We start from the raw sequence: 21,307 nt of genomic DNA, 5'->3' as shown, positions 1-21,307 counted from the left end.
ACGAATGTTAGTTTTTGGTATGTTGAGCGTTACCAATCGTCCTCATCATCAAGTAACTCTTTAAGCCTTTTTTTCTCCATCAGTTCATCAATGCGTTTTCTCGCTAACAAATTTTTTTGTGCCTGCTCTTTTGCCTCTTTCTCAGCAAACTCATTGGTTTCAATATCCGCTATTTGTTCGCTGTCATCATCGCTAGCATCAATATCATCTAAAAAATCGTCATCACTTACCATCAGCTTTACTCACTAAAAATATGAAATGTTGTCAGTGTAGATACTAATCAACATAGGCAAGTAATAAAATATTTTCAATAGATTTTTCTACTTTCTCTTAAGATTGCTTGTTAAACTGTTGTCTTATATAGCATTAAAGTATTAGCAGACATTATTATGAAAGATGAAGTCTTCATTACCTGGTTGCAAGATTTTCAGCAGCAAGCCTTGGCGTTAAATGAACGTCGAGTAGTTGTGCTTGTTGGTGATGAAATATGGGCTCACTCATTGTTGTCTGCTGCTAAAATTGTAGAAATTTCGCAAACCACAGAAAAGCGCAGTTTAATATATGCTGATAGCCATCTGATTGCGCCAAACATTTCCTTACAGCGCTTTGGCGATCAACTTGGGCGAGAGAGTGATTATGTTGTGTTTAGTCATGATAAGTTCCCTATTGATGCCTTAGCGGCACTCTCAGGCACAATTGTTGCCGGTGGTGTGCTGTTTTTAATTTTTAGAGACGATGAAGCGTTTACAGAAAGCCTTTTTTTAAAACGCTTTTTAAACTTGATAAATGCTAAGTCATCGCATGTGATAGTAAAGCAGCAAGTGATGGTTTTACCTGAGCTTCCACTCCTAGATAAGTCAAGTATACAAACGCCTGTTTCAAAAACGAAAACTTCAGAAAAGCTGCTAGATTATGCCTGTGTGACACATGAGCAGGTTAAGGCGGTTGACGCTATTTTAAAAGTTCTTAATGGTAAACGAAAAAGACCATTAGTTTTAACCGCTGATCGAGGGCGAGGTAAGTCATCTGCCTTAGCGCTAGCAAGTGCACAACTCTTAAAAAATGCCCAAAAAGATAACCCACTACATATTATTGTGACCGCTGCTAGTGTTGACGCTTTACAGGTGTTTTTTGATCAGCTTGCTGTGAGCTTACCATCAGGGCAAAGTTATGAAAGTGGCTTTGACTATCTCCATGGCCGCGTTGAGTTTGTTGCTGTTGATCAATTAATTAAGCATAACCTTAAAGCAAGCTTGTTATTGGTTGATGAAGCAGCCTCGATTCCTGTTTATCTTCTTGAGCAACTAGTACTTAGTTACCACCGCGTTGTTTTTGCCAGTACAGTACATGGTTATGAAGGGGCAGGCAGAGGCTTTACTTTGAAGTTTTTAAAAAGCCTTGAACGTTTATGCCCTCAATGGCGAAGCATGCATATTCATCAACCTATTCGCTATAGCATTGATGATCCGCTGGAACAATTGATATTTGATACCTGTTTGCTTAATGCCGAGCTTGAAGTCTTGAGTACTGATGAAGAGAATTTAATTAAGCAAGATCTGATACAGGATAATTTAACCTTTGCGCACCTTAGCCCAAAAACTCTATGTGAAGATGAAGCGCTTCTGTCACAAGTGGTTTCAGTGTTGGTAACTGCTCACTATCAAACAAAACCTAGCGATGTGAAAATGTTGCTTGATAACCCGCATGTACAATTGGTTGCCTTATTTACGAATCAGAATAATAAACGATGTGTTGTGGCAGTGGCCATGCTAATAAACGAGGGAACTTACTTTAAAAACAACGTCAAAGCAGAAGATATAACAGCTGTTAAACGTGGTCAAAAAAGGTTAACTAATCACTTTGCTCCTCAATCTTTACTAACCCAATGTGGTGTAGAAAACGCTTTTGAATTTCACTATTTACGTGTAATACGCATTGCAGTACATGTGCAATTACAGCAGCAAGGGATAGGGAAATACTTTCTCAGGAAAATCTCTGAATTTGCTCAATCACAACAAGTTGACTTTTTAGCTTCAAGTTTTGGCGCCACTAAAAATTTATTGGCTTTTTGGCTACAAGATAACTACCACATTGCGCGATTAGGTTTTACTAAAGATAAAGCCAGCGGCGAACACTCAGTTTTAGTTTTAAAAGCCATAAGCGATAAATCGCCAACATTAGAAACTAGAGTAAATAATGAGTTTTATCGAAGTTTTGATTTTTTATTAACGGATGATTATCAAGAGTTAGCGGCTGACTTAGTGGCATTAATTTTAAGTCATTGCCCTAATGAGATGTTACTCAGTCTATCTGAACAGGATAAACAAAATGTTATTGCCTATACCAAAGGTTACCGGCAATACGCATATTGTTCGTTTAGTTTATATGTTTGGTTGAAAACTCAACTAGTGAATCAAGGGGAGACAAAGCAAATAAAGTTTGAGGGAAGTAGCTTCGCTTTATTGATTCAACGTATTCTACAAAAAAAATCTGTTGCAGAGCTTTGTCAGCTGCATCACCTCACTGGAAAAAAAGCGTTAGAGCAGCAGTTAATTGCAAGTGTTAAATCCATTTACTGATGAATGATAACTTTGCCATGACCAGAATTTTTGCATAATTAAATAATCACATCGCTTGCTACCACAGTGTGCGATATCGTCATGATGTAATAGTCGGTTAAGATAGTAATTAATTGTTTTTGCTAAGCTAAGGCTTGGGTGTTCTTTATAGGTTGAGATTAATATTGATAACCAAGTCTCCAACTGTGAAAACTCTTGAGATGCTTTTAAGCACATAATTTATCCTCATGTGTTAATGCAGAATTAGCACTGCTTGCTAGTGCCGCCTGCCATAAAACCTTTTTGGCATCAGTATTTAAGCACTTGCAATCACTGCAATGTAATAATCCTGAGTTAAAAAGTTGCATCAGTAAGTCAGCAGATAACTCTACTTGCACTTTACTTTCTTCAGCCAAATTTAAAGTATGAGTAGCCATTATTATTCTCCTTTTTTAAGGTTTTAACAAAGATAAAACAATTACCAATTAAATGCAAATAAGAATTGTTATCATTTGTATGAGTAATAAGTAGAGAAAATAAAGTGCCATTAATAATTATTTAAGTACAATATTCTTTATGGACTATTTGTAAGAGAGTTTAATGCGTGAATATTGCTATTTGTGTCGAGAATTTAGTCAAGCAATATAAAGATGTTAAGGCGGTTGATGATATAAGCTTTAGCGTTAAAAAGGGACATTGCTTTGGTTTATTAGGTCCAAATGGAGCAGGGAAGACCACCACTATTGAAATAATGGAAGGTATAATTGCCGCCAGTGCTGGCCAAGTTTTATATCAAGGTAAAGCGGTTGATGCCAGTATTTCACAGCAAATAGGTATTCAATTTCAACATACTGCACTACAAGACTTTTTAACGGTAAAAGAAACTTTAACGTTATTCTCATCGTTTTATCAACATACCCTTGAGCAAGAAAGTTTGATTGAGCTTTGTGATCTGGCCGATTTTCTTGATCGAGATAATCGCCTGCTATCAGGTGGGCAAAGGCAACGTTTATTATTAGCGTTAGCCTTGATCAATGATCCTGACATTATTTTTTTAGATGAGCCGACAACGGGGCTAGATCCTCATGCGAGAAGAAACTTTTGGCAACTCATAAAAAATATAAAAGCCCGGGATAAAACGATTATTCTAACTACGCATTATATGGATGAAGCTGAGCAACTTTGTGATGATATTGTGATTATGGATCAAGGCAAAATTATCGAATCAGGCACACCGCATGAACTGTTAAGTAAGCACTTTACTGAAGTGTTTATTTATTTACCAAAACAGCAAATACCCGAAGCGCTAGCCAATGAATATGCTTGGCAAACACAGGGGGAACGCATTGAAATAACCACTAACAATGTTGAACAAACCTTAGCCTTACTTATGGAGAAAAATGTCTCTCTTGATGGCTTGCATGTAAAGTCTGCAAATTTAGATGATTTGTTTTTACATTTAACAGGGCATTCATTGAGGGCAGACAAATGAACATAAAACGATTTTTTGCTGTATTTAAAGCCCGTAATATTGAGTTTTTTCGGGATAAATCCTCTTTAGGTTGGAACCTAGCTTTTCCTATTTTATTACTGGTTGGTTTTTCATTCATATTTTCAGGCGATGGGCGCTCAGCCTATAAAGTGGGTATTGTTAGCCAAGAATCTCTGGCAGAGGGTGAAATAGCTAAAACAGGATTAAGGGAAACGCGTTTTATTGATTTTGTGGACTATGAAAGTGTTGATGTTGCCAAAGAAAAACTATCAAGGCATACGCTAGATATAGTGATAAGCAGTCAATCTAAACAATATTGGGTGAATGAAGAATCATCAAAAAGTTATTTAGTAGAAAAAATATTTGATGATCAGCTAAATAATTATACTCGTTTGGTAACATCGGGAAAAAAAATTCGTTATGTTGACTGGGTGTTACCCGGAATTTTAGGGATGAATATGATGTTCAGCTGCCTATTTGGTGTTGGCTACGTTATTGTTCGCTATCGTAAAAATGCGGTACTTAAGCGTTTAAAAGCAACACCTTTATCAGCATTTGAGTTTGTGTCTGCACAGTTATTATCACGCTTATTTATTGTGATGTTTATGTCTGTTGTTGTTTATAGCGGTTGTAATTTTCTGTTTGATTTTTATATGTTAGGCAGTTATTTCGATCTTATTATTATTGGTATGTTAGGGGCATTTTGCTTAATCAGTTTAGGTTTGTTAGTGGCGTGTCGAAGTAAAAGTGAAGAGCTTATAGGCGGTTTATTAAACTTAACCTCATGGCCTATGATGATGCTTTCAGGTGTATGGTTTAGCTTAGAAGGTGCGCCGCCAGCATTAAAGTTTTTCGCTGATTTTCTACCGCTAACGCATTTGGTTGCGGGTGCAAGAAAAGTGATAACTGAAGGCGCGTCATTGGGGGATATTAGCTATCATGTTAATATTTTGCTGATGATGAGTATTGTTTTCTTAGCACTTGGGGCATACCTTTTTAGTTGGAACACTGAACGTTAATCGACAAAACTGCGTTAATCTAATACACTAGTGGTCATACCTTTTAAAATGTTCTCAACCCTCATATAGCTATTTTGATGTCTTGTTATAAAGGGTTGGAAAAGCGATTTAGTTGAGAAATTACATGTCTGTAGTGATTAGTGGTACCGGTTTATTTACCCCGGCTGAAAGCATTTCAAATGATGAGTTGGTTGCGTGTTTTAATGCCTATGTTGATAAGTTTAATGCTGAAAATGCCTCAGGCATTGAACAAGGTGATGTAACAGCGTTATCTTATTCTAGCAGTGCTTTTATAGAAAAAGCATCGGGTATTAAAAGTCGTTATGTCATGGCGAAAGATGATATTTTAAATGTTGATATCATGCGCCCCACTTTCACAGAGAGAGCCAATGAATTACTTTCTCTTCAGGCTGAAATTGGTGTGGCAGCTGCTAAGCAGGCTATGGCTGCAGCCAATAAAACACCAGAAGATATTGATTTAGTGATTGTTGCTTGTGCGTATACACAGCGCTCATATCCTGCCATGGCGATTGAAATACAACATGCTCTTGGTTGTGGTGGTTGGGCATTTGATATGTTAGTTGCCTGCTCGGCAGCAACTTTTGGTATTATTAATGCGGCTAATGCTATTCGAAGTGGCACTGCGAAAACCGTATTAGTGATTAATCCTGAAATTCTTTCACCGCAAGTTAATTATCGTGATAGAGACAGCCATTTTATCTTTGGTGATGTGGCTACGGCCTCAATTATTGAGCATGAGTCAACAGCGACAAGTGAGCATATTTTTAAAATCATTGGTGAGCAGCCAATAACGCAGTTTTCAAATAATATTCGCAGTAATATCGGCTATATGAATCCATGTAGTCCTGAATCTCAATTTGCAGATGATAAATACTTTATACAGCAAGGTCGTAAAGTATTTAAAGAAGTGCTTCCTATGGTGTCTAGTTTAATTGCTTCACAAATGAAGCAAGCTCAAGTTGCTCCGAGTGATATTAAGCGTCTTTATTTACATCAAGCTAATATCAATATGAATAATTTTATCGCCAAGAAAGTGTTAGAACGTGATCCTAAAGCTGGTGAAGCGCCAATTATTCTAGACGAATATGCCAATACCAGCTCTGCAGGTTGTATCATTGCGCTACACAAACATCATGACGGCTTAAATCCAGGTGATAAAGCTGTACTGTGCTCATTCGGCGCAGGGTATTCTGCTTGTTGTTTAATCTTAGAGTATAAGTAACATTACACTAAGCTGGGCTCAGGTTAACTTAACTTAATTATTAAGCAACTTACCACTGACTAATTATGTTAGTGATCAGCTTTGCAGTGTCTTCAGGTCGCTCCAAAGGGAACATGTGTCCACCATGTGTTGTTGTTAAAGTTACTTTTTCATTTAATTTAGCGAACTTCTTAAAGAAAATATGCGGGCAAACATCTGTTTTGTCCGCATATAGCAAAGTGGTTGGTACGGTGAGCTTATTTTTGTAACTAGATAAGTTTTCAGGGAGATTGCGAAAGATATCCGCTTCAACTTGTGCATCAAAAGCGAGTTCAAGTTGGTTGTTTCGCTCGACAATACCGTGTTGTACGTAATCATTGAGACAACGTTTATCAAAGTTTTTAAATAGATTTCGCCTTGCATATAACTTGGCTATATCTGTGCCTAAAGGCCAATGTGTTCGCCTATTCTTTGCTTTACCAGCGGGGCTAAATTTATCAATCAGTTTAGTTTTCTTAATATATTTCATCGCAATGGCTGTAGTGCCTGTGATAACGGGTGGATCAAGCATTACCACTCCTTTAAATAGTTGCGGTTGCTGACATGCTGCGATAAATGAGATTACGCCACCAAAGGAATGCCCAACATTAATAACTTGTTTTTGGTTATGCTTACTTAATTGCTGCTTTACATAGTCAATTAACTCATCAACCAGAGGTTGGAAGTTATCTTTAACAGGGTATTTTTGATTATGACCGTACTTTTCATGACCAATAACTTTGTATTGTACTGGTAAGTAGTTAAAGAGAGTTTGATAACTGGAAACAGGAAAGCCGTTGGCATGTACAAAGTTTATGATAGTGTCAGGCATGCTTAAGTCATGTGTAAAAGAATAATACAGCTAATTTAAACGGGTGTTTTAATGTTGTCAATGTATAGCTGCTTGAAGCATAACACTGTGACTTAGGCATTAAAAAACCCAGCAAGCTGGGTTTTAAGTGGTAGAGTATAAGTACTTGGTGTTAACTAAAATTCTTCTAACATGTGCTCTAGTGAGTCGTCATATGCTTTCAGTTCTTTTTCTAGTTGAAACTTATCTCTAAGTTGCTCTATTTCACGCCATTTTCTTTTTTTATTGGACGATGTTTTTCCTTTTGCTGGCTGACTAATTGATTCTAATACTTGGTTTAAATTATCCATAAAACACCCCTTAAATGGTAAACACAAATCAACTGCCCCTTTTTAATATCACATTTTTTAAACGATGCAAATAAAAAACGCACAATTTAGTTAAAAATTGTACGTTTTGAAGTGTGATTGTTTACTACCAATTAATGGCGCAACCTTTGGGAACTAATTGTTATAAAAGCTCTGCTAATTGCTTTTCAAGTTTCACTTGGTCGATAGCAAAATTGCGAATACCTTCACTAAGTTTTTCTGTTGCCATCGCATCATCATTCATTTGCCAGCGAAACTCTGCTTCAGTTAATGGCGCATCATTGTTTGCTTGAACATTACCTGGGGATAATTTTTGCTCAATTGTTTCTGTGCTTTGCGCTAGCTCGTCCATTAACTGAGGGCTAATGGTTAATCTATCACAACCGGCTAAAGCGAGAATTTCACCTTTATTTCTAAAACTAGCACCCATAACCACCGTATTGTAACCTTGCGCTTTGTAGTAATTATAAATGCTGGTTACAGAAACAACGCCTGGATCTTCATCACTTGCGTACTCAGAACGACCAGTATCTTTTTTGAACCAATCAAGAATTCGACCAACAAAAGGTGAAATAAGGTAAGTACCTGCTTCAGCACAAGCCCTTGCTTGGGCAAAACTGAAAAGTAGTGTTAAGTTACAGTTTACACCTTCTTTTTCAAGTTGTTCGGCTGCTTTAATACCTTCCCATGTTGATGCAAGCTTGATTAAAATACGATCATTTGTCACACCAGCTTCGTTATACATTGCCATGAGCTTGTGCGCTTTAGTGATTGAAGCTTGCGTGTCAAATGATAATCGAGCATCAACTTCTGTTGAAATACGTCCAGGGACAATTTTTAATATCTCTAAACCAATTAATACTGATAGTTTATCTGCTGCATCAATAACTTGTTGCTTAGCATCGTTTGATTGCTGCTTTGCCCATGCAACCGCATCATTAAGTAATGTTTGGTATGCAGGTAAAGCAGCTGCTTTTAATAGCAATGACGGGTTGGTTGTAGCATCTTGCGGTTGAAATTTTGCAATGGCTTCAATATCACCTGTATCGGCAACTACAGTAGTCATTTGCTTCAATTGCTCAAGTTGAGAAGGGGTGTTTGTCATGACAATACCTTAAATAATACTAGAAATTTTAAATAGTTGAATTTTATTGGTTGCATACTACTACATATAGTAATCAATGTACGTTATTTGTCCTTTATTTCTTATTAATTCGCAGAATTATTTATAAGTAAATAGTTCCAAACCCCTCATTCAGTTAAAAACAATTTTACATTTACCCTGTGTTATACTGGTGGTATAAATACATTATCTTTAATCTCTTTTTTAAATATCGAAAAATACTATGTTACTTGTTGTTTCCCCAGCTAAAAAACTTGATTTTGACACCCCTTTGGCAACTGAAGAATACAGTCAGCCAACGTTATTATCTGAAAGTGAAATCTTAATCGAGCGTTGTGCAAAGCTAACACCTGATCAAATAGCTTCTCTAATGAAATTAAGCGACAAATTAGCCGGTTTAAATGCTGCACGTTTTGGGGAGTGGTCTTTACCCTTTACACCAGATAATGCTCGCCAAGCCATATTAGCGTTTAACGGAGATGTATATGCAGGTCTAGACGCGAATACTTTCTCACAAGAAGATTTCACCTTTGCACAAAAGCATTTTCGTATTTTATCTGGCTTATACGGCTTATTAAAACCGTTAGACTTGATGCAAGCATATCGTTTAGAGATGGGCACCAAACTTGATAATGTTAGAGGAAGTAATTTGTATCAATTTTGGGGGGATATCATCACTAAGGAATTGAACCAAGCCTTAAGTGAGCAGGATGATGAAGTGTTGATTAACCTTGCTTCTAATGAGTATTTTAAAGCAGTGAAGAAAAAGTCATTAAATGCTGAAGTGATCACACCGCAATTTAAAGATTGGAAGAATGGTCAATATAAAATGATCAGCTTTTTTGCCAAAAAAGCACGTGGCTTAATGGCAAGGTATATCATTCAAAATCAATTAACTGATGTTGAGCAATTAAAAGAGTTTGATTTGGCTGGTTATGGTTTTAATGCTGATTTAACCCAAGGTAATGATCTGGTTTTTACCCGTAAGGAAGTCTAGTAACACTAGCCCGTTAAGCACTATGCAGTAATGACGGGTTACGCTATTTTTTAGTTAAGTGATAACCAGTGTGTGATAACTAATGCTTTATCACCAATGAATAAAAGGAACTTCAATGTTAACGCTATTAGCAAAACTATTTTCAGCACTCAATTCTGAAAGCTCAATCAGACAAATTGCCTTGGCGATTTCATTGGGCTTTATCGTGGGCTTGTCGCCCTTATTAACTTTACACAATGTTATTATTCTCTTTCTTGTGATGTTGATAAGAGTTCATTTAGGTAGCTTTATTTTATCAATGGGCTTCTTCTCTGGAGTAAGTTACTTGCTTTCTCCTGTTATTGTTTCTGTAGGTGAGTCTTTACTAACAGCCAATGGTTTGTCGGGGTTATTCACTACACTTTACCAATCAACCTTTTTCAAGCTCGCTCATTGGCATAATACTTACACGCTCGGGGCATTAGTATTAGGTGTGATTTTAGCTGTGCCTTTATATTTCTTTTCGACATTTATTATTGAAAAATACCGAACTCATATCATGACTTTTTTCGAAAAATTCCGCATTGTTAAAGCGCTAAAAGCATCTAAGTTTTATCGACTATATTTACAATTTTCAGGGCAAGATAGCTCATTTGGAGGTGCGCTATGAGCTCAACAGTAAATAATAAAGGAGTTAAAAAGTTTATTCGCTTCAAGGGATTAATTGGTTTTGTTGTCGTCATGGCAATCATCATCACTTTGCTATACCTTTTCGCTGAAACACTGGTTAAAAAAGGTATAGAACAAGGGGGAGGGATGTTACTGGGTGCTGAAGTTAATGTTGACTCTGTTGATTTAGCTTATTCACCACTGATGGTAACGATAAATGGTTTTCAAGCGACGGATGTCGAGCAACCAAGCCATAACTTATTTAGCTTTAAACAAGCGAGTGCTGGCGTTGATTTATGGCAATATTTGTTAGGAAAAACCATTATTGAGCAACTTGAAGTCAGTTCGCTTGAATTTATGACTAAACGTGAAAATGCAGGTGAAGTTTACCGTCAAGACAATGAAGAAAATAAACAAACTGATGACACGGAAACATCATTATTACCTGCTGTTGATTTACAGTTACCTGACGTAAAGACCTTATTAGCCACCGATGATTTATTAACGGTTAAAGCGGCAAAAGCGTTACAGCAAAGTTATCAAGAAGAAAGTGAGAAACTAGCACAATTAAAAAGTAACCTGCCAAGCAAAGCGAAACTTCAAGCTTATCAAGAGAAAATAAAAGCTATTGGTAAAATGAAAGTGAAAAGCTTAGCTGATTTTAACAAAGTAAAAGCTGAGTTTGATGCTTTGAAAAAATCATTTAATGCTGATAAAGCAACGGTGAAAAAAGCTAAGGTTCAATTAGCTGCTTCAAAAGAGCGCCTAACTAAGCAAGTGGCAACATTGAAAAACGCCCCTAACGCTGATTGGAAAAATATTGAAAGTAAATATCAGCTTGATAGCGTCAATACAGAAGATTTTGCTCATATTCTTTTTGGCGATAAAGCACGTGGCTATTACCAAAAAGCTGAAGGTATGTATCAACGTATCGCGCCAATGTTATCTAGCTCTGATGATGAGGCGGTGCACGTAGAGCAAAGTCGCTCAACAGGTCGTTTTATACATTTTGATGAAGAAAACCCTTTGCCGGAATTTCTCATTAAAAAAGCCAAACTTTCCATTGTGCTAGCGCAAGGTGATTTTGTTATCAATGGCAGCGAATTAACCCATCAACATTGGTATAGAGCTAAACCTAGTTTATTGGTATTTACGTCAAGCAACTTACTTTCAACAGGTAAAATGGAAATTAATAGTCAGTTTGAAATGACTAAATCAGGTGACATGACGGGGGAAGGCGACTGGAATTTTACACAGTTAGCATTAGAAAACTTCACACTTAACGAAAGTGAGTCATTAGCGTTAACACTAAGCCAGGGGGACTTATCGGGTCAAGGGAGTTTTAACCTTAGCCAAAATGCGCAATCTAATCATATTGAGAGTGTAAACCACTTATCGTTGAAAAATGCAACGTATCAAGGGCAAGCTAAAAGTACCTTCGCCAACATGTTACTTGATACTTTTAAGTCAATGAATAATTTAACTGCAGATATCAATATAAACGGCGAGATAAGTGATCCTGATATTTCCATGTCATCTTCTTTAGATAATGCATTAGCAGGCGCTTTTGAACAACAAATTGCTGATAAACTAGGTGAGTTCAAAGGCAAAGTAAATGCTGGCTTAAATGAAAAACTTTCAGAAAGTTTAAAAATGAAAAGCCAAGGAAAAGAAGAGCTGATTAATTTTGAGGCTTTATTAAATGACACTGACAGTGCTCTAGATGCCTTAAAAAATTCAGATGTTGTTAAGCAGCAGAAGAAAAAGTTAAAGGACAAGGCTACTGATAAGTTAAAAGGTAAGTTAGGTGACTTATTTGGTTAATAAATAGTTATATTACAAAACGTTAAAAGCGGCACAATAAAAATAATCTAGTTTAAATCGCACTTTAGAACGTTTACCCCAATTAACGCAAAATGAACTAAGGAAGGAAAAATGAAAAAGTATATGGCTGAGTGTATTGGCACTTTTTGGTTAGTATTAGGTGGTTGTGGTAGTGCGGTTTTAGCTGCAGGTTTTCCAGAGGTTGGTATTGGTTTATTAGGAGTATCATTAGCATTTGGCTTGACCGTGCTTACGATGGCTTATGCTATAGGGCATATTTCTGGTTGCCATTTAAACCCCGCAGTTTCTGTTGGTTTGTGGGCTGGGGGACGTTTTCCTGCAAATGAATTGATGCCTTATATTATTGCTCAAGTGGTGGGAGCGATAGTTGCAGCGGGTGTTTTATATCTTATTGCGAGTGGTCAGTCTGGCTTTGATTTATCGTCTGGTTTTGCTTCTAATGGTTTTGGTGAACACTCCCCTGGTGGCTATTCAATGACGGCTGCCTTAGTGGCGGAAGTGGTTCTGACTATGATGTTTATTTTTGTCATTATGGGCGCGACAGATGAGCGAGCACCAAAAGGTTTAGCCCCTATTGCTATTGGCTTATGTTTGACACTAATTCATTTGATTAGTATTCCAGTGACGAATACTTCTGTTAACCCTGCACGTAGCACTGGCGTGGCGTTATTTGTTGGAGATTGGGCGACAACTCAGCTTTGGTTGTTTTGGGTTGCACCTCTTATTGGTGGTTTTCTTGGTGCAAAAATTTATCGTTTTGTTGCCACAGAAAAGTAACTGAAACCTGTTTTAAAACGGTAGTATTTTTTAGTGGTGACTAAAAAATACTACCAATAACTTCTAAAGGCTAACGTCACTCCCCAACCTTGATATTCACCGCCATCATTAGCTTTATCTTGCATGTCAGCATATTGCAAACCAAGTTGCAGCTTTAACTTATGCTGATATAAAAGCCAGTTTACGCCTGCATATAATTCTTGATACTTATCGCCTTTATCGTTAACAATTTTATTCTCATATCGACCAAGTTTTAAGCCATTCTCATCAGTACTGTTTAAATAAGTGTAACGTATTACCCATTGTATTAACTCAGATTGTTGGTAAGAAGGCATAATAACTATGCCATGCATATCACTTTGTCCTAAATCTCCTTGAGCATAAGAAAAGTCATGGGCAAGTACCCAGTTGTTTAGGTTGAAGTGGCCCGAAATATTATAAATGGCAGAAAGTTTAGCTGTGCCAGCATTTTGGTGAGTATCGTTATAAACATAGTCAATACTGATATCACCACCATCCCACCAAGTGGAGCTGGAAAAGGTTTTATTTAATGTTAATAACGTAAAATAGCTAGCGTCGTTAAAGCCTATTTCATCGGAATCATCACTTGCAAAAACACCAGCGTTGTATGTTAGGTTTTCTGAAATATTACCTTTGGCACTAACGCCTGAAAAATACTCATCCGTGAACCAAATATTATTAGTGACATTATTTCGTTGCGGCGTGAGTAGCCTTTTAGATGATGTTTTACCATCTAAGGTAAAGCCTGCAGAATGTTTTAAAAAAGTCAGCGTTAATTCATCACTGGCTTTATATTTTATGTTGGCATCTGTTAAGCGGTTGTACCAATTATCTATAGGCTCATCTAGCTTGATGTCCGCTTCAATGGTGCTGGTAAAGTTTTGATATTTCCCTTTGAAGCCAAATCGAAAACGACGCCAAGTAATATCATTATAATTCCCTTTATTGCCGTCAAACCATGCTGAATCAGCCTGTAATCGTCCTGAGAGTTTTACATAATTATCATTTGGCGATTTAACTATCTCTGCCGCTTTCCAAAGCTCTTTATACGAATCGCTTTTGACAGGAAAAATAGTTAAAAGAGAAAATAATACGGTTAACAGGCGAAGTACACGTGAGTATTTGGGGTGCATTATAAGAGCATTAAATATAAGTGTGGTTTAATATCAATTCTAGCAAAGCTTGCGGTAGTTACTAGATCTTAGAAATAAAAAAGCCGCTAAAGTTAGTAGCGGCTATAATTGTGATTTTCGTTTTCGTTAACTAAAACTTGTATTCAGCACCCGCATAGAAATATGCGCCGTTAAATCCAAATGGTGCAGAGCGACGTGAATACGTAAATACTCCAGGACTATTTACAATTACGTTGCCATTACCATCAACAATGGTACCAGTACGAGAGTTACCAATTTCATTTTTATCAGGATAGACATCAAAAATATTATTACCGCCAACATTAAAAGACAAGCTTTCAGTTAGCTGATAACTAACACGTAAATCAGTCAAGACTTCAGCACCATAAGTTTGTCTTCCACCGTCTGTAATAGTGTACTCACCGTAACGGTTAAACGCTAAATTAACGGTAAAGTCACCAATATTGTATAAGCCACTTAAGCTAATGCGATCTTGAGGCTGCCATTCTTCAATAATAGAGATATCTTGTTCTGAAAAAATTTCTTCAGGAGGAATATCACCTAAGCCGCTATCTTCAGGTGCAAAAATACTGACTACTTCTGTTTCAGTAAAGTTAGCTGCGAAAGTTAAATCTAAATCACCACCAAGCAACTCAGTATTCCATGTGGCAATAATATCTACCCCAGAGGTTTCGGTATCAGCTCCATTGAGGAAGAACTGCCCAGCGCCAGCGCCAGAGGCAGTTAAGGCAGCATCTAGAGCAGGAGATAACCCTTGCCCTAACTTATTACTAATCACAATACGATCATCAATATCAATTGAATACCAATCGATAGTAATGTTAATGTTATCGCTCACTTGAATAACAGTACCTAAACTGAAGTTAGTTGCTTCTTCTTCTTTAAGCTCAGGTATACCAATAGCTTGTGCTAGATTCGAATCATTTCTAAATGTACCTACCTGTACGGCAATTTGATCGCCAGTAGGATCATCTGGATTCGTTACAAATTGAGTACTGATATTATTGAAATATAACTGCTGCATTGATGGTGCTCTAAAACCTGTACTCATTGCACCACGAATAGCAATATCTTCTGTGATAGACCAATTAGCTGCTAACTTAAAGTTAGTACTATCACCAAAGCCATCATAATCATCATACCTAGCTGCACCACTTACGATAAAGTCTTCGGTAACTTCCACTTCAGCATCAGCATAAAAAGAAATAACATTACGTGTTTCATCAACTTCTGAAATCGGACCTATACCACCAAACCCTTGAGTACCAGCACTACGGTCTGTTGGATATAAACTTGAACCCAGCACAGTATCATAATCACGATAAGAATATTCATCACCAGGAGTCACTTTATAGAAGTCTGTACGTATTTCTGCCCCCATAGCTAATGAAAATAAATCAAAGTCTTGAGTATAATCGAGGTTTAATGTTGATAAAGCCAACTCTAACCCGTATGCAAATGCTTCACGAGGAACCGCGTTTCTTATCTCATCAGGAGTAATAGCCGCAAGTGAACCATCAGCATTATATTGCAATGAATTTGCATAAGATGAGTTTATGGTATCGCCAGTTGTGTAGTCAATATTGTTTTGACCGTAGGTATAAGATAAATCTAAACTAGCTCCATTATCGAAATCAGTTTGATAACCAAAATTGTATGATACATCTTTAATATCTGAGTTTATCTTAGGTAAAAAGCCTGCGGGAATCGTCGCATCACCGTCTTGTAACGGCGCATTACCGCCATTGTTGGCATTGTGGCGGAAAAAAGCAGCTGATTCATTATCACGATTAGAGTATGTGATAAAACCATAAAGCTCACCATCACCCAGTTGATAACCAGTATTAACTGTTAGTCCAAATTGACTCGATTCTGCATCACCAATTCTAAATGTATTTCGGGTTGCTGTCGCTTCACGAGGATCACCTAATAACATACTGCCATCAGCTAGTTCAGTACAACCAGAGAACTGACAAGAACCATGTAATCCCGCCCTATTTGTAAACCCTCTATCACGGAAATTCAATGTTGTATTTAAATAACCGCTATCACCTAAAGCAAAGCCTTTAGAAAGGTCTATGTTAGTGGTTGCACCATCACCTTCAGAATATTCACCATAAGATACTGCCGCTTTACCGCCATCTTCAGCATCATTTAATACAATATTTATAACCCCTGCAATTGCATCTGAACCATATTGCGCTGCAGCACCATCACGTAATACTTCAATACGCTTTATCGAAGCAGCAGGAATAGCATTCATATCTGTACCTGCGGTACCACGACCAACCGAGGTGTTAATATGTATTAAACTTGCTTGGTGACGACGTTTACCATTGATAAGTACTAGTGTTTGATCCGGACCTAAGCCACGTAACGTTGCAGGGCGAAGCGCATCGGTACCATCACTAATAGATGAACTAGAAAAGTTAAAAGAAGGGGCAATTGCTTGTAGCATTCTACCTACTTCAGTTTGACCAGTATTCGCTAACGCTTCAGCTGAAAGTATATCAACGGGTACTGGAAGATCGTCTGCAGAACGCCCAGCAACACGGCTACCTATTATGGATATTTTTTCAACTTCTTGTTCTTCTACTTGAGCAGGCTCTTGAGCTAGAGCTGTTTGACTTGAAGCGCCTAATACTATTGGTACTAACGCAGCTTTTACTGTTTTATTTTTCATTGTTGTAATTCCTCTATTGTTTTTATCAACTTGAATGCTCAGTTGACCAGAGTTATTAACAACAGCGATTAAGCCAGAGCCCTTTAATAATTTTTTTAGGCCTGTCGAAACTGAATGGTATCCTTTTAATGCATTAGCTTGGTGCTTTTTAGTTAAATCAAAAGAAAATATTATCGTTTGATTTGCCTTTTGAGCGAATGCAATTAAAGCTTTGTCAGCTCGTTGTTTGTCAATATCAAAGCGGATCAAATCTTCAGCATAGACAGGTGAAGCATTTATCATAAACACGCTAATGAAAATGTAAAAAATGCTTTTTGATCTAGCTGCGTTTTGAAACAGACGAAACTGCTTTCGCCAACTGCGCAGTATTAATAAACAAGTGAGCAGGAGAAATCCTCTATATTTTTTTTATTTATTTTTAAGTATCTAAATTAAGCTAATTGAGGGTAAATAGCCAGCAATTATTGCTCGCTATTTATAAGAAAAAAAATAGAATGTTTTAAGTGAGTAGCCCTAATTTATTGGGCTATATCTAATAAAATTGTGTTGTTAGGACTCTTAGTGAAACTAATTTTAAAGTTACTATTTAGCGATGAAAGTAAACCATCTACATCATTAGCTTTAAAATAACCAGAGACCTTAATATCTGCTATTTGAGGATTCAATATTTCGAATTGATTTGATGTGTACCGACTCACTTCTGTTAAAGCATTAGCTAAAGACTCACCATCAAAGATTAACATACCTTGTTGCCAAGCAAGATCTCGTTGAACTTGATCTAATGATACCTTCTGTACAGGTGCGGCAATGTTTTGTTCAATAATTGCTTTTTCACCTGAGGTAACAATAATGCCAGGTAGTTGTTGCTCTACCATTTTGTCAGAGGATAAAAGTGCTTTTCTAATGATCTCAATAGCTTCATTTGCTTTAGTTATTAACACTCGACCTTCAGTAACCATTAGCTCCATTTCTTGATCGTCATCTTTTTGTACATTAAAAATGGTACCTAAAGCGGTAAATGATTTTTTACCAGAAGTTACTGTGAATGGGCGTGATTTATCTTTAGCAACATCAAACCTCGCTTCACCTTTTATTAGCGTAAGTTGGCGATATGATGCGGTGTAATTTACCTCAACTATACTGTCAGTGTTTAATTGAATGTGTGTACCATCACTCATGGTAAAGCTGTTCTGTTCACCAATTGGACTACTGAGTGTTTTAAGTTGAGTTAGAGATTGTTCATTAAATGAAGGTAGAAAAGGCAAAAATGACTGGTTCATTAATGCATTAGTGCCAAGTAAAGACACTATAGCTATACTTGCTGCAACCGCAATAGAAGCAAAAGTATTTTTACGTTTTACTTTTTCTAGAGGAAATAAACCGCTTAACTCATTCAATACAGAAACATCGTCCCAATAAGATGCCATTTCAAGTAATGTGCTGTGGTGAATTGTATTTTGATTGCACCAGGCCACTAATTCTTGCTGCTCGTTTCTGCTTAAGCCACGATCCATACGACTAATCCAAAGGCATGCTTGCTCTTGGATTTGTTCCTTAGATTGAAATTGACGGACATTATTGGTTCGCATACTTAATTTACTTACTCATTAGTGCAATAAGTTGTTTCTAACTTATTGCTTTATTTTTCATTAGATTTCTTTTTGACGCAGTTGATTTTTATGTTAGAACTTTCTTCTATGGGATAGTTCAACTTATTCATATATTGTACACTTTTTAGCAAGCCTTTTGCTACATGCTTTTCAACTGTGCTCTCACTAAGTTGTAAGTATTGAGCTATCTCTTTTTGGCTCAAACCATAAACCTTTTTTAAAATAAAGCACTTACGAACTGTACCTGATAAATTATCTGTTGCTTTACAGAATGATAAAAACCGTTCTTTTGATTCATAATCATCTTCAAAATTGGAGCTGGTTAATTCAGTGGGAGGGTCTAAAAAGTCATCAATAGAATCATTAAATTTATTATCCCATTTAGCGTTATGGTTATAAGCTAAATTTTTAGCCGTTTTAAGCATATAGCTACGAGCATATTTAATTTCTTGTTTAAGGTTAGCTTCATAACTTCGTACAAAAGTTTCTTGTACAATATCGTCTATTTCATCAGGTTTAACGATGCGACTTACAAAGCCCCTAATGGTTTTTTGATAGTTGATAAAGATAGTAGAAAGTTTATTTTTATTATTGCTACTTTTTTTAGTCATTTTTCTTTTATAAAAAACAATCAGTAACTCAGTGTAAACTTATTTTATCACTAAAGTCTAAGTATTAATCTCAAGAAAAGAGTTTAAGGTTGCTAAGTATTTGTTTTTTAATAGGTAAAATTATTATTTTGCGTTAGTATAGAGAGGAGTGATAGTTAATGTTTAATTATTTAATTTTACGTTGATTTTCTTTAGGGTGATAAGCACTCTTGGCCTTTATAGGTGAGTGAAACTAGGTTAATAGATTATTTAATAACTTTAGTGACACTCACAGGGTAACCGTTATGATTTGGCTTTCTTTAATTTTTTCTTTGCTTGTTTTTTAGCTTTTGCTTTTTTCTGAGCGGTAGTTAACTTAACTTTTGCTTTTTTATTGGCTACTCGAGCTTCTTTGTGTTGAGGACGAAGTTCTTCTATCACACGACGTTGTAGTCGTTCATTTTGGTAGCGCTCAATTTTACCTATTACAGCCATATCATGTGCTTCAACTAAAGATATAGCTGTTCCTTTAGCGCCAGCACGACCTGTGCGGCCAATACGGTGAATATGAATATCTACTTTGCGCGGCATATCAAAGTTAATAACATGGCTAATATCATTGATATCTAACCCTCGCGCAGCAACATCTGTAGCGATTAATACTTTGATTTCACCACTTTTAAAGCGTTCAATGGCTTTGTTACGCTTGTCTTGAGGCATTTTTCCTTCAAGCCAAACACAAGGTAACTCTTCTGCGTATAATTTGCCTGATAAGTATTGAACCGTTTCTCGTTTGTTGGCAAAAACGACCGTACGCTCAACACCCTCTTGCTTAAGTATGTTTACCAATAATTTAAGTTTATGATTGGCGTTATCAGCAAGGTGTAGCCATTGATGAATTTTAGCTTTTTCTTTTCGTGACGGATTTGATTCAACAAATGCGGGATCCGTAAGTACATCTTTGGCAAAACGAATAACTCCAGCACCTTCTAGCGTTGCTGAAAATAGCATGGTTTGTTTACGCCACCGAGCTTCTGCAACGATGCGATTGATGGTGTCACGAAAGCCCATATCCAACATACGATCGGCTTCATCAAGTATCAGCACTTCAATATCACGTACATCAAATTGCTCATTGTCTATGTATTCTAATAACCGACCTGGTGTTGCTACAAGGATATCTGTGGTGCTATTTAGGATGTCGCTATGGCTACCATAATTTACACCACCTGTGATCACCCCTGTTTTAAGGTTTGTTAACTCAGTGATTTTTTCACTGTCATCACCTATTTGAATTGCTAATTCACGGGTTGGCGTTAAAATTAGTACTCTTGGGAAGCCTGGTTTTGTACGAGGGTAATCTAATAAGTGTTGAGCGGCAGGTAATAAAAATGCAGCAGTTTTACCTGTACCTGTAGGGGCAGAGGCTAATACATCTTTACCTGTCATAGCATGTGGAATGACCAAGTCTTGAATAGAAGTTGGTTTTTTGTAGCCTAATGCTTTTACTGCGGCTAATAATTCAGAGTCGAGATCAAATTGCTCAAACATACAAGGGGTCACTAAAGTTGGGGAATATCAATAATGTGGCAATTATAGTGTTTTTTCTTGATAACGTGTAGCTTTTATCTCGAAACTTATAATTCGGAGTACTCGACTAATACTTGCTCACACCATTGTTCGATACGTTGTTCACTTAACGTGTATTGATTGTCTTCATCTAGTGACAATCCAACAAACTGACTTTCATCTTCATTAAGTGCTTTTGAGGCGGTAAACTCATAACCTTGATTTGGCCAATAACCTATCAATGTTGCTCCTTGTGCTATTACTTGCTCATGTAACATACCTAAGGCATCTTGAAACCATTCGCTATAACCGATTTGATCCCCCATGCCATATAAGGCAACGGTTTTATTGCTTAAATCAAGAGTTGATATATCTTGCCAACAAGACTCCCAATCTTCTTGTAATTCGCCATAGTCCCAAGTAGAAATGCCAAGAATTATTAAGTCATAAGCAAGGCAATTGGAGAGTGGTTCATCTTTTATGTTGTGTAATTCAACAAGCTCTTCGCCGATAAACGCTTGAATTTTTTCTGCCGCTATTTCGGTGTAACACGTAGTCGAGCCGTAAAATAAACCTATTTTCATTAAATTTTAACCTAATTTTCATTATAAGGTGAGATTGTGGCGATTTTAGCAAAAGCATTTAGTACAATTCAATTTAATGTTGCAAAGTTAATCTTGCAAAGTCATGGCAAGGTCTGTAATTTCATTGCCATTCAAACGGTCTAAAAAATAACAACGATAATTTTCGGCCAATAATTGACGTAAGTTTAGGAAGTAAA

At 36.8% G+C, this 21,307-nt stretch carries 20 protein-coding genes; 8 read left to right on the top strand and 12 right to left on the bottom strand.

The features are described 5' to 3' along the window. Positions 1 to 29 precede the first annotated feature (29 nt). Positions 30 to 233: a PA3496 family putative envelope integrity protein gene (locus AC27GZ_RS00465; RefSeq protein ID WP_487092908.1), complete on the bottom strand. Its 204-nt coding sequence runs from the start codon at positions 231 to 233 to the stop codon at positions 30 to 32. A gap of 156 nt (positions 234 to 389) precedes the next feature. Between AC27GZ_RS00465 and AC27GZ_RS00460 the strand changes: the two genes are divergently transcribed. After that, positions 390 to 2,579: a tRNA(Met) cytidine acetyltransferase TmcA domain-containing protein gene (locus AC27GZ_RS00460; RefSeq protein WP_487092907.1), complete on the top strand. Its 2,190-nt coding sequence runs from the start codon at positions 390 to 392 to the stop codon at positions 2,577 to 2,579. On the opposite strand, the gene AC27GZ_RS00455 is transcribed toward AC27GZ_RS00460, so the two are convergent. After that, the gene (locus AC27GZ_RS00455; protein WP_487092906.1) at positions 2,550 to 2,795 is read right to left on the bottom strand and encodes a hypothetical protein; all 246 of its coding nucleotides are present in this window, start codon (positions 2,793 to 2,795) and stop codon (positions 2,550 to 2,552) included. The two genes, AC27GZ_RS00460 and AC27GZ_RS00455, sit on opposite strands and share 30 nt — an antisense overlap. Next, positions 2,786 to 2,995: a hypothetical protein gene (locus tag AC27GZ_RS00450; RefSeq protein ID WP_487092905.1), complete on the bottom strand. Its 210-nt coding sequence runs from the start codon at positions 2,993 to 2,995 to the stop codon at positions 2,786 to 2,788. Before AC27GZ_RS00450 ends, AC27GZ_RS00455 begins: the two co-directional genes overlap by 10 nt. A 167-nt stretch (positions 2,996 to 3,162) precedes the next feature. Here AC27GZ_RS00450 and AC27GZ_RS00445 point away from each other — a divergent pair, with 167 nt between their 5' ends. The 3 genes from AC27GZ_RS00445 to AC27GZ_RS00435 all read left to right on the top strand — a co-directional run bounded on the left by AC27GZ_RS00445 (position 3,163) and on the right by AC27GZ_RS00435 (position 6,312). Continuing rightward, positions 3,163 to 4,050 carry an ABC transporter ATP-binding protein gene (locus tag AC27GZ_RS00445; protein ID WP_487092904.1) on the top strand — a complete coding sequence of 296 codons (888 nt, stop codon included), beginning with the start codon at positions 3,163 to 3,165 and terminating at the stop codon, positions 4,048 to 4,050. Continuing rightward, complete coding sequence (locus tag AC27GZ_RS00440; protein WP_487092903.1) at positions 4,047 to 5,069, top strand: ABC transporter permease; 1,023 nt, start codon at positions 4,047 to 4,049, stop codon at positions 5,067 to 5,069. The genes AC27GZ_RS00445 and AC27GZ_RS00440 overlap by 4 nt, the downstream gene beginning before the upstream one ends. Positions 5,070 to 5,193: 124 nt before the next feature. Further along, entirely contained in the window at positions 5,194 to 6,312 is a 1,119-nt protein-coding gene (locus AC27GZ_RS00435; protein WP_487092902.1) for a beta-ketoacyl-ACP synthase III, read from the top strand. Between the two features lie 49 nt (positions 6,313 to 6,361). Here the strand turns inward: AC27GZ_RS00435 and AC27GZ_RS00430 are convergent, their stop codons facing one another. The 3 genes from AC27GZ_RS00430 to tal form a co-directional block, all read right to left on the bottom strand. Beyond that, positions 6,362 to 7,162, bottom strand: coding sequence for an alpha/beta fold hydrolase (locus tag AC27GZ_RS00430; protein ID WP_487092901.1), 801 nt, complete (start codon positions 7,160 to 7,162; stop codon positions 6,362 to 6,364). A gap of 155 nt (positions 7,163 to 7,317) precedes the next feature. Then, on the bottom strand, positions 7,318 to 7,491 hold the full coding sequence (locus AC27GZ_RS00425; protein ID WP_487092900.1) for a DUF3545 family protein: 174 nt from the start codon (positions 7,489 to 7,491) through the stop codon (positions 7,318 to 7,320). Between the two features lie 160 nt (positions 7,492 to 7,651). Continuing rightward, the gene (gene tal / locus AC27GZ_RS00420; protein ID WP_487092899.1) at positions 7,652 to 8,614 is read right to left on the bottom strand and encodes a transaldolase; all 963 of its coding nucleotides are present in this window, start codon (positions 8,612 to 8,614) and stop codon (positions 7,652 to 7,654) included. A gap of 241 nt (positions 8,615 to 8,855) precedes the next feature. Between tal and yaaA the strand changes: the two genes are divergently transcribed. From yaaA to aqpZ, 4 genes are all read left to right on the top strand, one after another. Beyond that, a complete protein-coding gene (yaaA, locus tag AC27GZ_RS00415; RefSeq protein ID WP_487092898.1) occupies positions 8,856 to 9,629 on the top strand; it encodes a peroxide stress protein YaaA in 774 nt (257 codons plus the stop codon). A gap of 115 nt (positions 9,630 to 9,744) precedes the next feature. Then, positions 9,745 to 10,278 carry a DUF2062 domain-containing protein gene (locus tag AC27GZ_RS00410; protein WP_487092897.1) on the top strand — a complete coding sequence of 178 codons (534 nt, stop codon included), beginning with the start codon at positions 9,745 to 9,747 and terminating at the stop codon, positions 10,276 to 10,278. Continuing rightward, a complete protein-coding gene (locus AC27GZ_RS00405) occupies positions 10,275 to 12,101 on the top strand; it encodes a TIGR03545 family protein (protein WP_487092896.1) in 1,827 nt (608 codons plus the stop codon). Before AC27GZ_RS00410 ends, AC27GZ_RS00405 begins: the two co-directional genes overlap by 4 nt. 111 nt (positions 12,102 to 12,212) lie before the next feature. Beyond that, positions 12,213 to 12,899 (top strand): aquaporin Z, encoded by a 687-nt coding sequence (aqpZ, locus tag AC27GZ_RS00400; protein ID WP_487092895.1) that lies wholly within the window; start codon positions 12,213 to 12,215, stop codon positions 12,897 to 12,899. A gap of 50 nt (positions 12,900 to 12,949) precedes the next feature. Here aqpZ and AC27GZ_RS00395 read toward each other — a convergent pair whose 3' ends face one another. From AC27GZ_RS00395 to fldB, 6 genes are all read right to left on the bottom strand, one after another. Continuing rightward, positions 12,950 to 14,053, bottom strand: coding sequence for a porin (locus tag AC27GZ_RS00395; RefSeq protein WP_487092894.1), 1,104 nt, complete (start codon positions 14,051 to 14,053; stop codon positions 12,950 to 12,952). A 130-nt stretch (positions 14,054 to 14,183) separates the two neighbouring features. Then, entirely contained in the window at positions 14,184 to 17,039 is a 2,856-nt protein-coding gene (locus AC27GZ_RS00390; protein WP_487092893.1) for a TonB-dependent receptor domain-containing protein, read from the bottom strand. A gap of 236 nt (positions 17,040 to 17,275) precedes the next feature. Beyond that, entirely contained in the window at positions 17,276 to 18,346 is a 1,071-nt protein-coding gene (locus AC27GZ_RS00385; RefSeq protein ID WP_487092892.1) for a FecR family protein, read from the bottom strand. 50 nt (positions 18,347 to 18,396) lie between these two features. Continuing rightward, on the bottom strand, positions 18,397 to 18,978 hold the full coding sequence (locus AC27GZ_RS00380; RefSeq protein WP_487092891.1) for an RNA polymerase sigma factor: 582 nt from the start codon (positions 18,976 to 18,978) through the stop codon (positions 18,397 to 18,399). Between the two features lie 282 nt (positions 18,979 to 19,260). Then, positions 19,261 to 20,508: an ATP-dependent RNA helicase SrmB gene (gene srmB / locus AC27GZ_RS00375; protein ID WP_487092890.1), complete on the bottom strand. Its 1,248-nt coding sequence runs from the start codon at positions 20,506 to 20,508 to the stop codon at positions 19,261 to 19,263. Between the two features lie 86 nt (positions 20,509 to 20,594). Further along, positions 20,595 to 21,110, bottom strand: a complete 516-nt coding sequence (gene fldB, locus AC27GZ_RS00370) for a flavodoxin FldB (RefSeq protein WP_487092889.1) — start codon at positions 21,108 to 21,110, stop codon at positions 20,595 to 20,597. Positions 21,111 to 21,307 lie beyond the last annotated feature (197 nt).

The organism is Colwellia sp. SU-HH00943 (assembly GCF_057546125.1).
The sequence above is the reverse complement of the archived record's forward strand: the minus strand, read 5'-3'. Positions and strand labels throughout refer to the sequence as shown.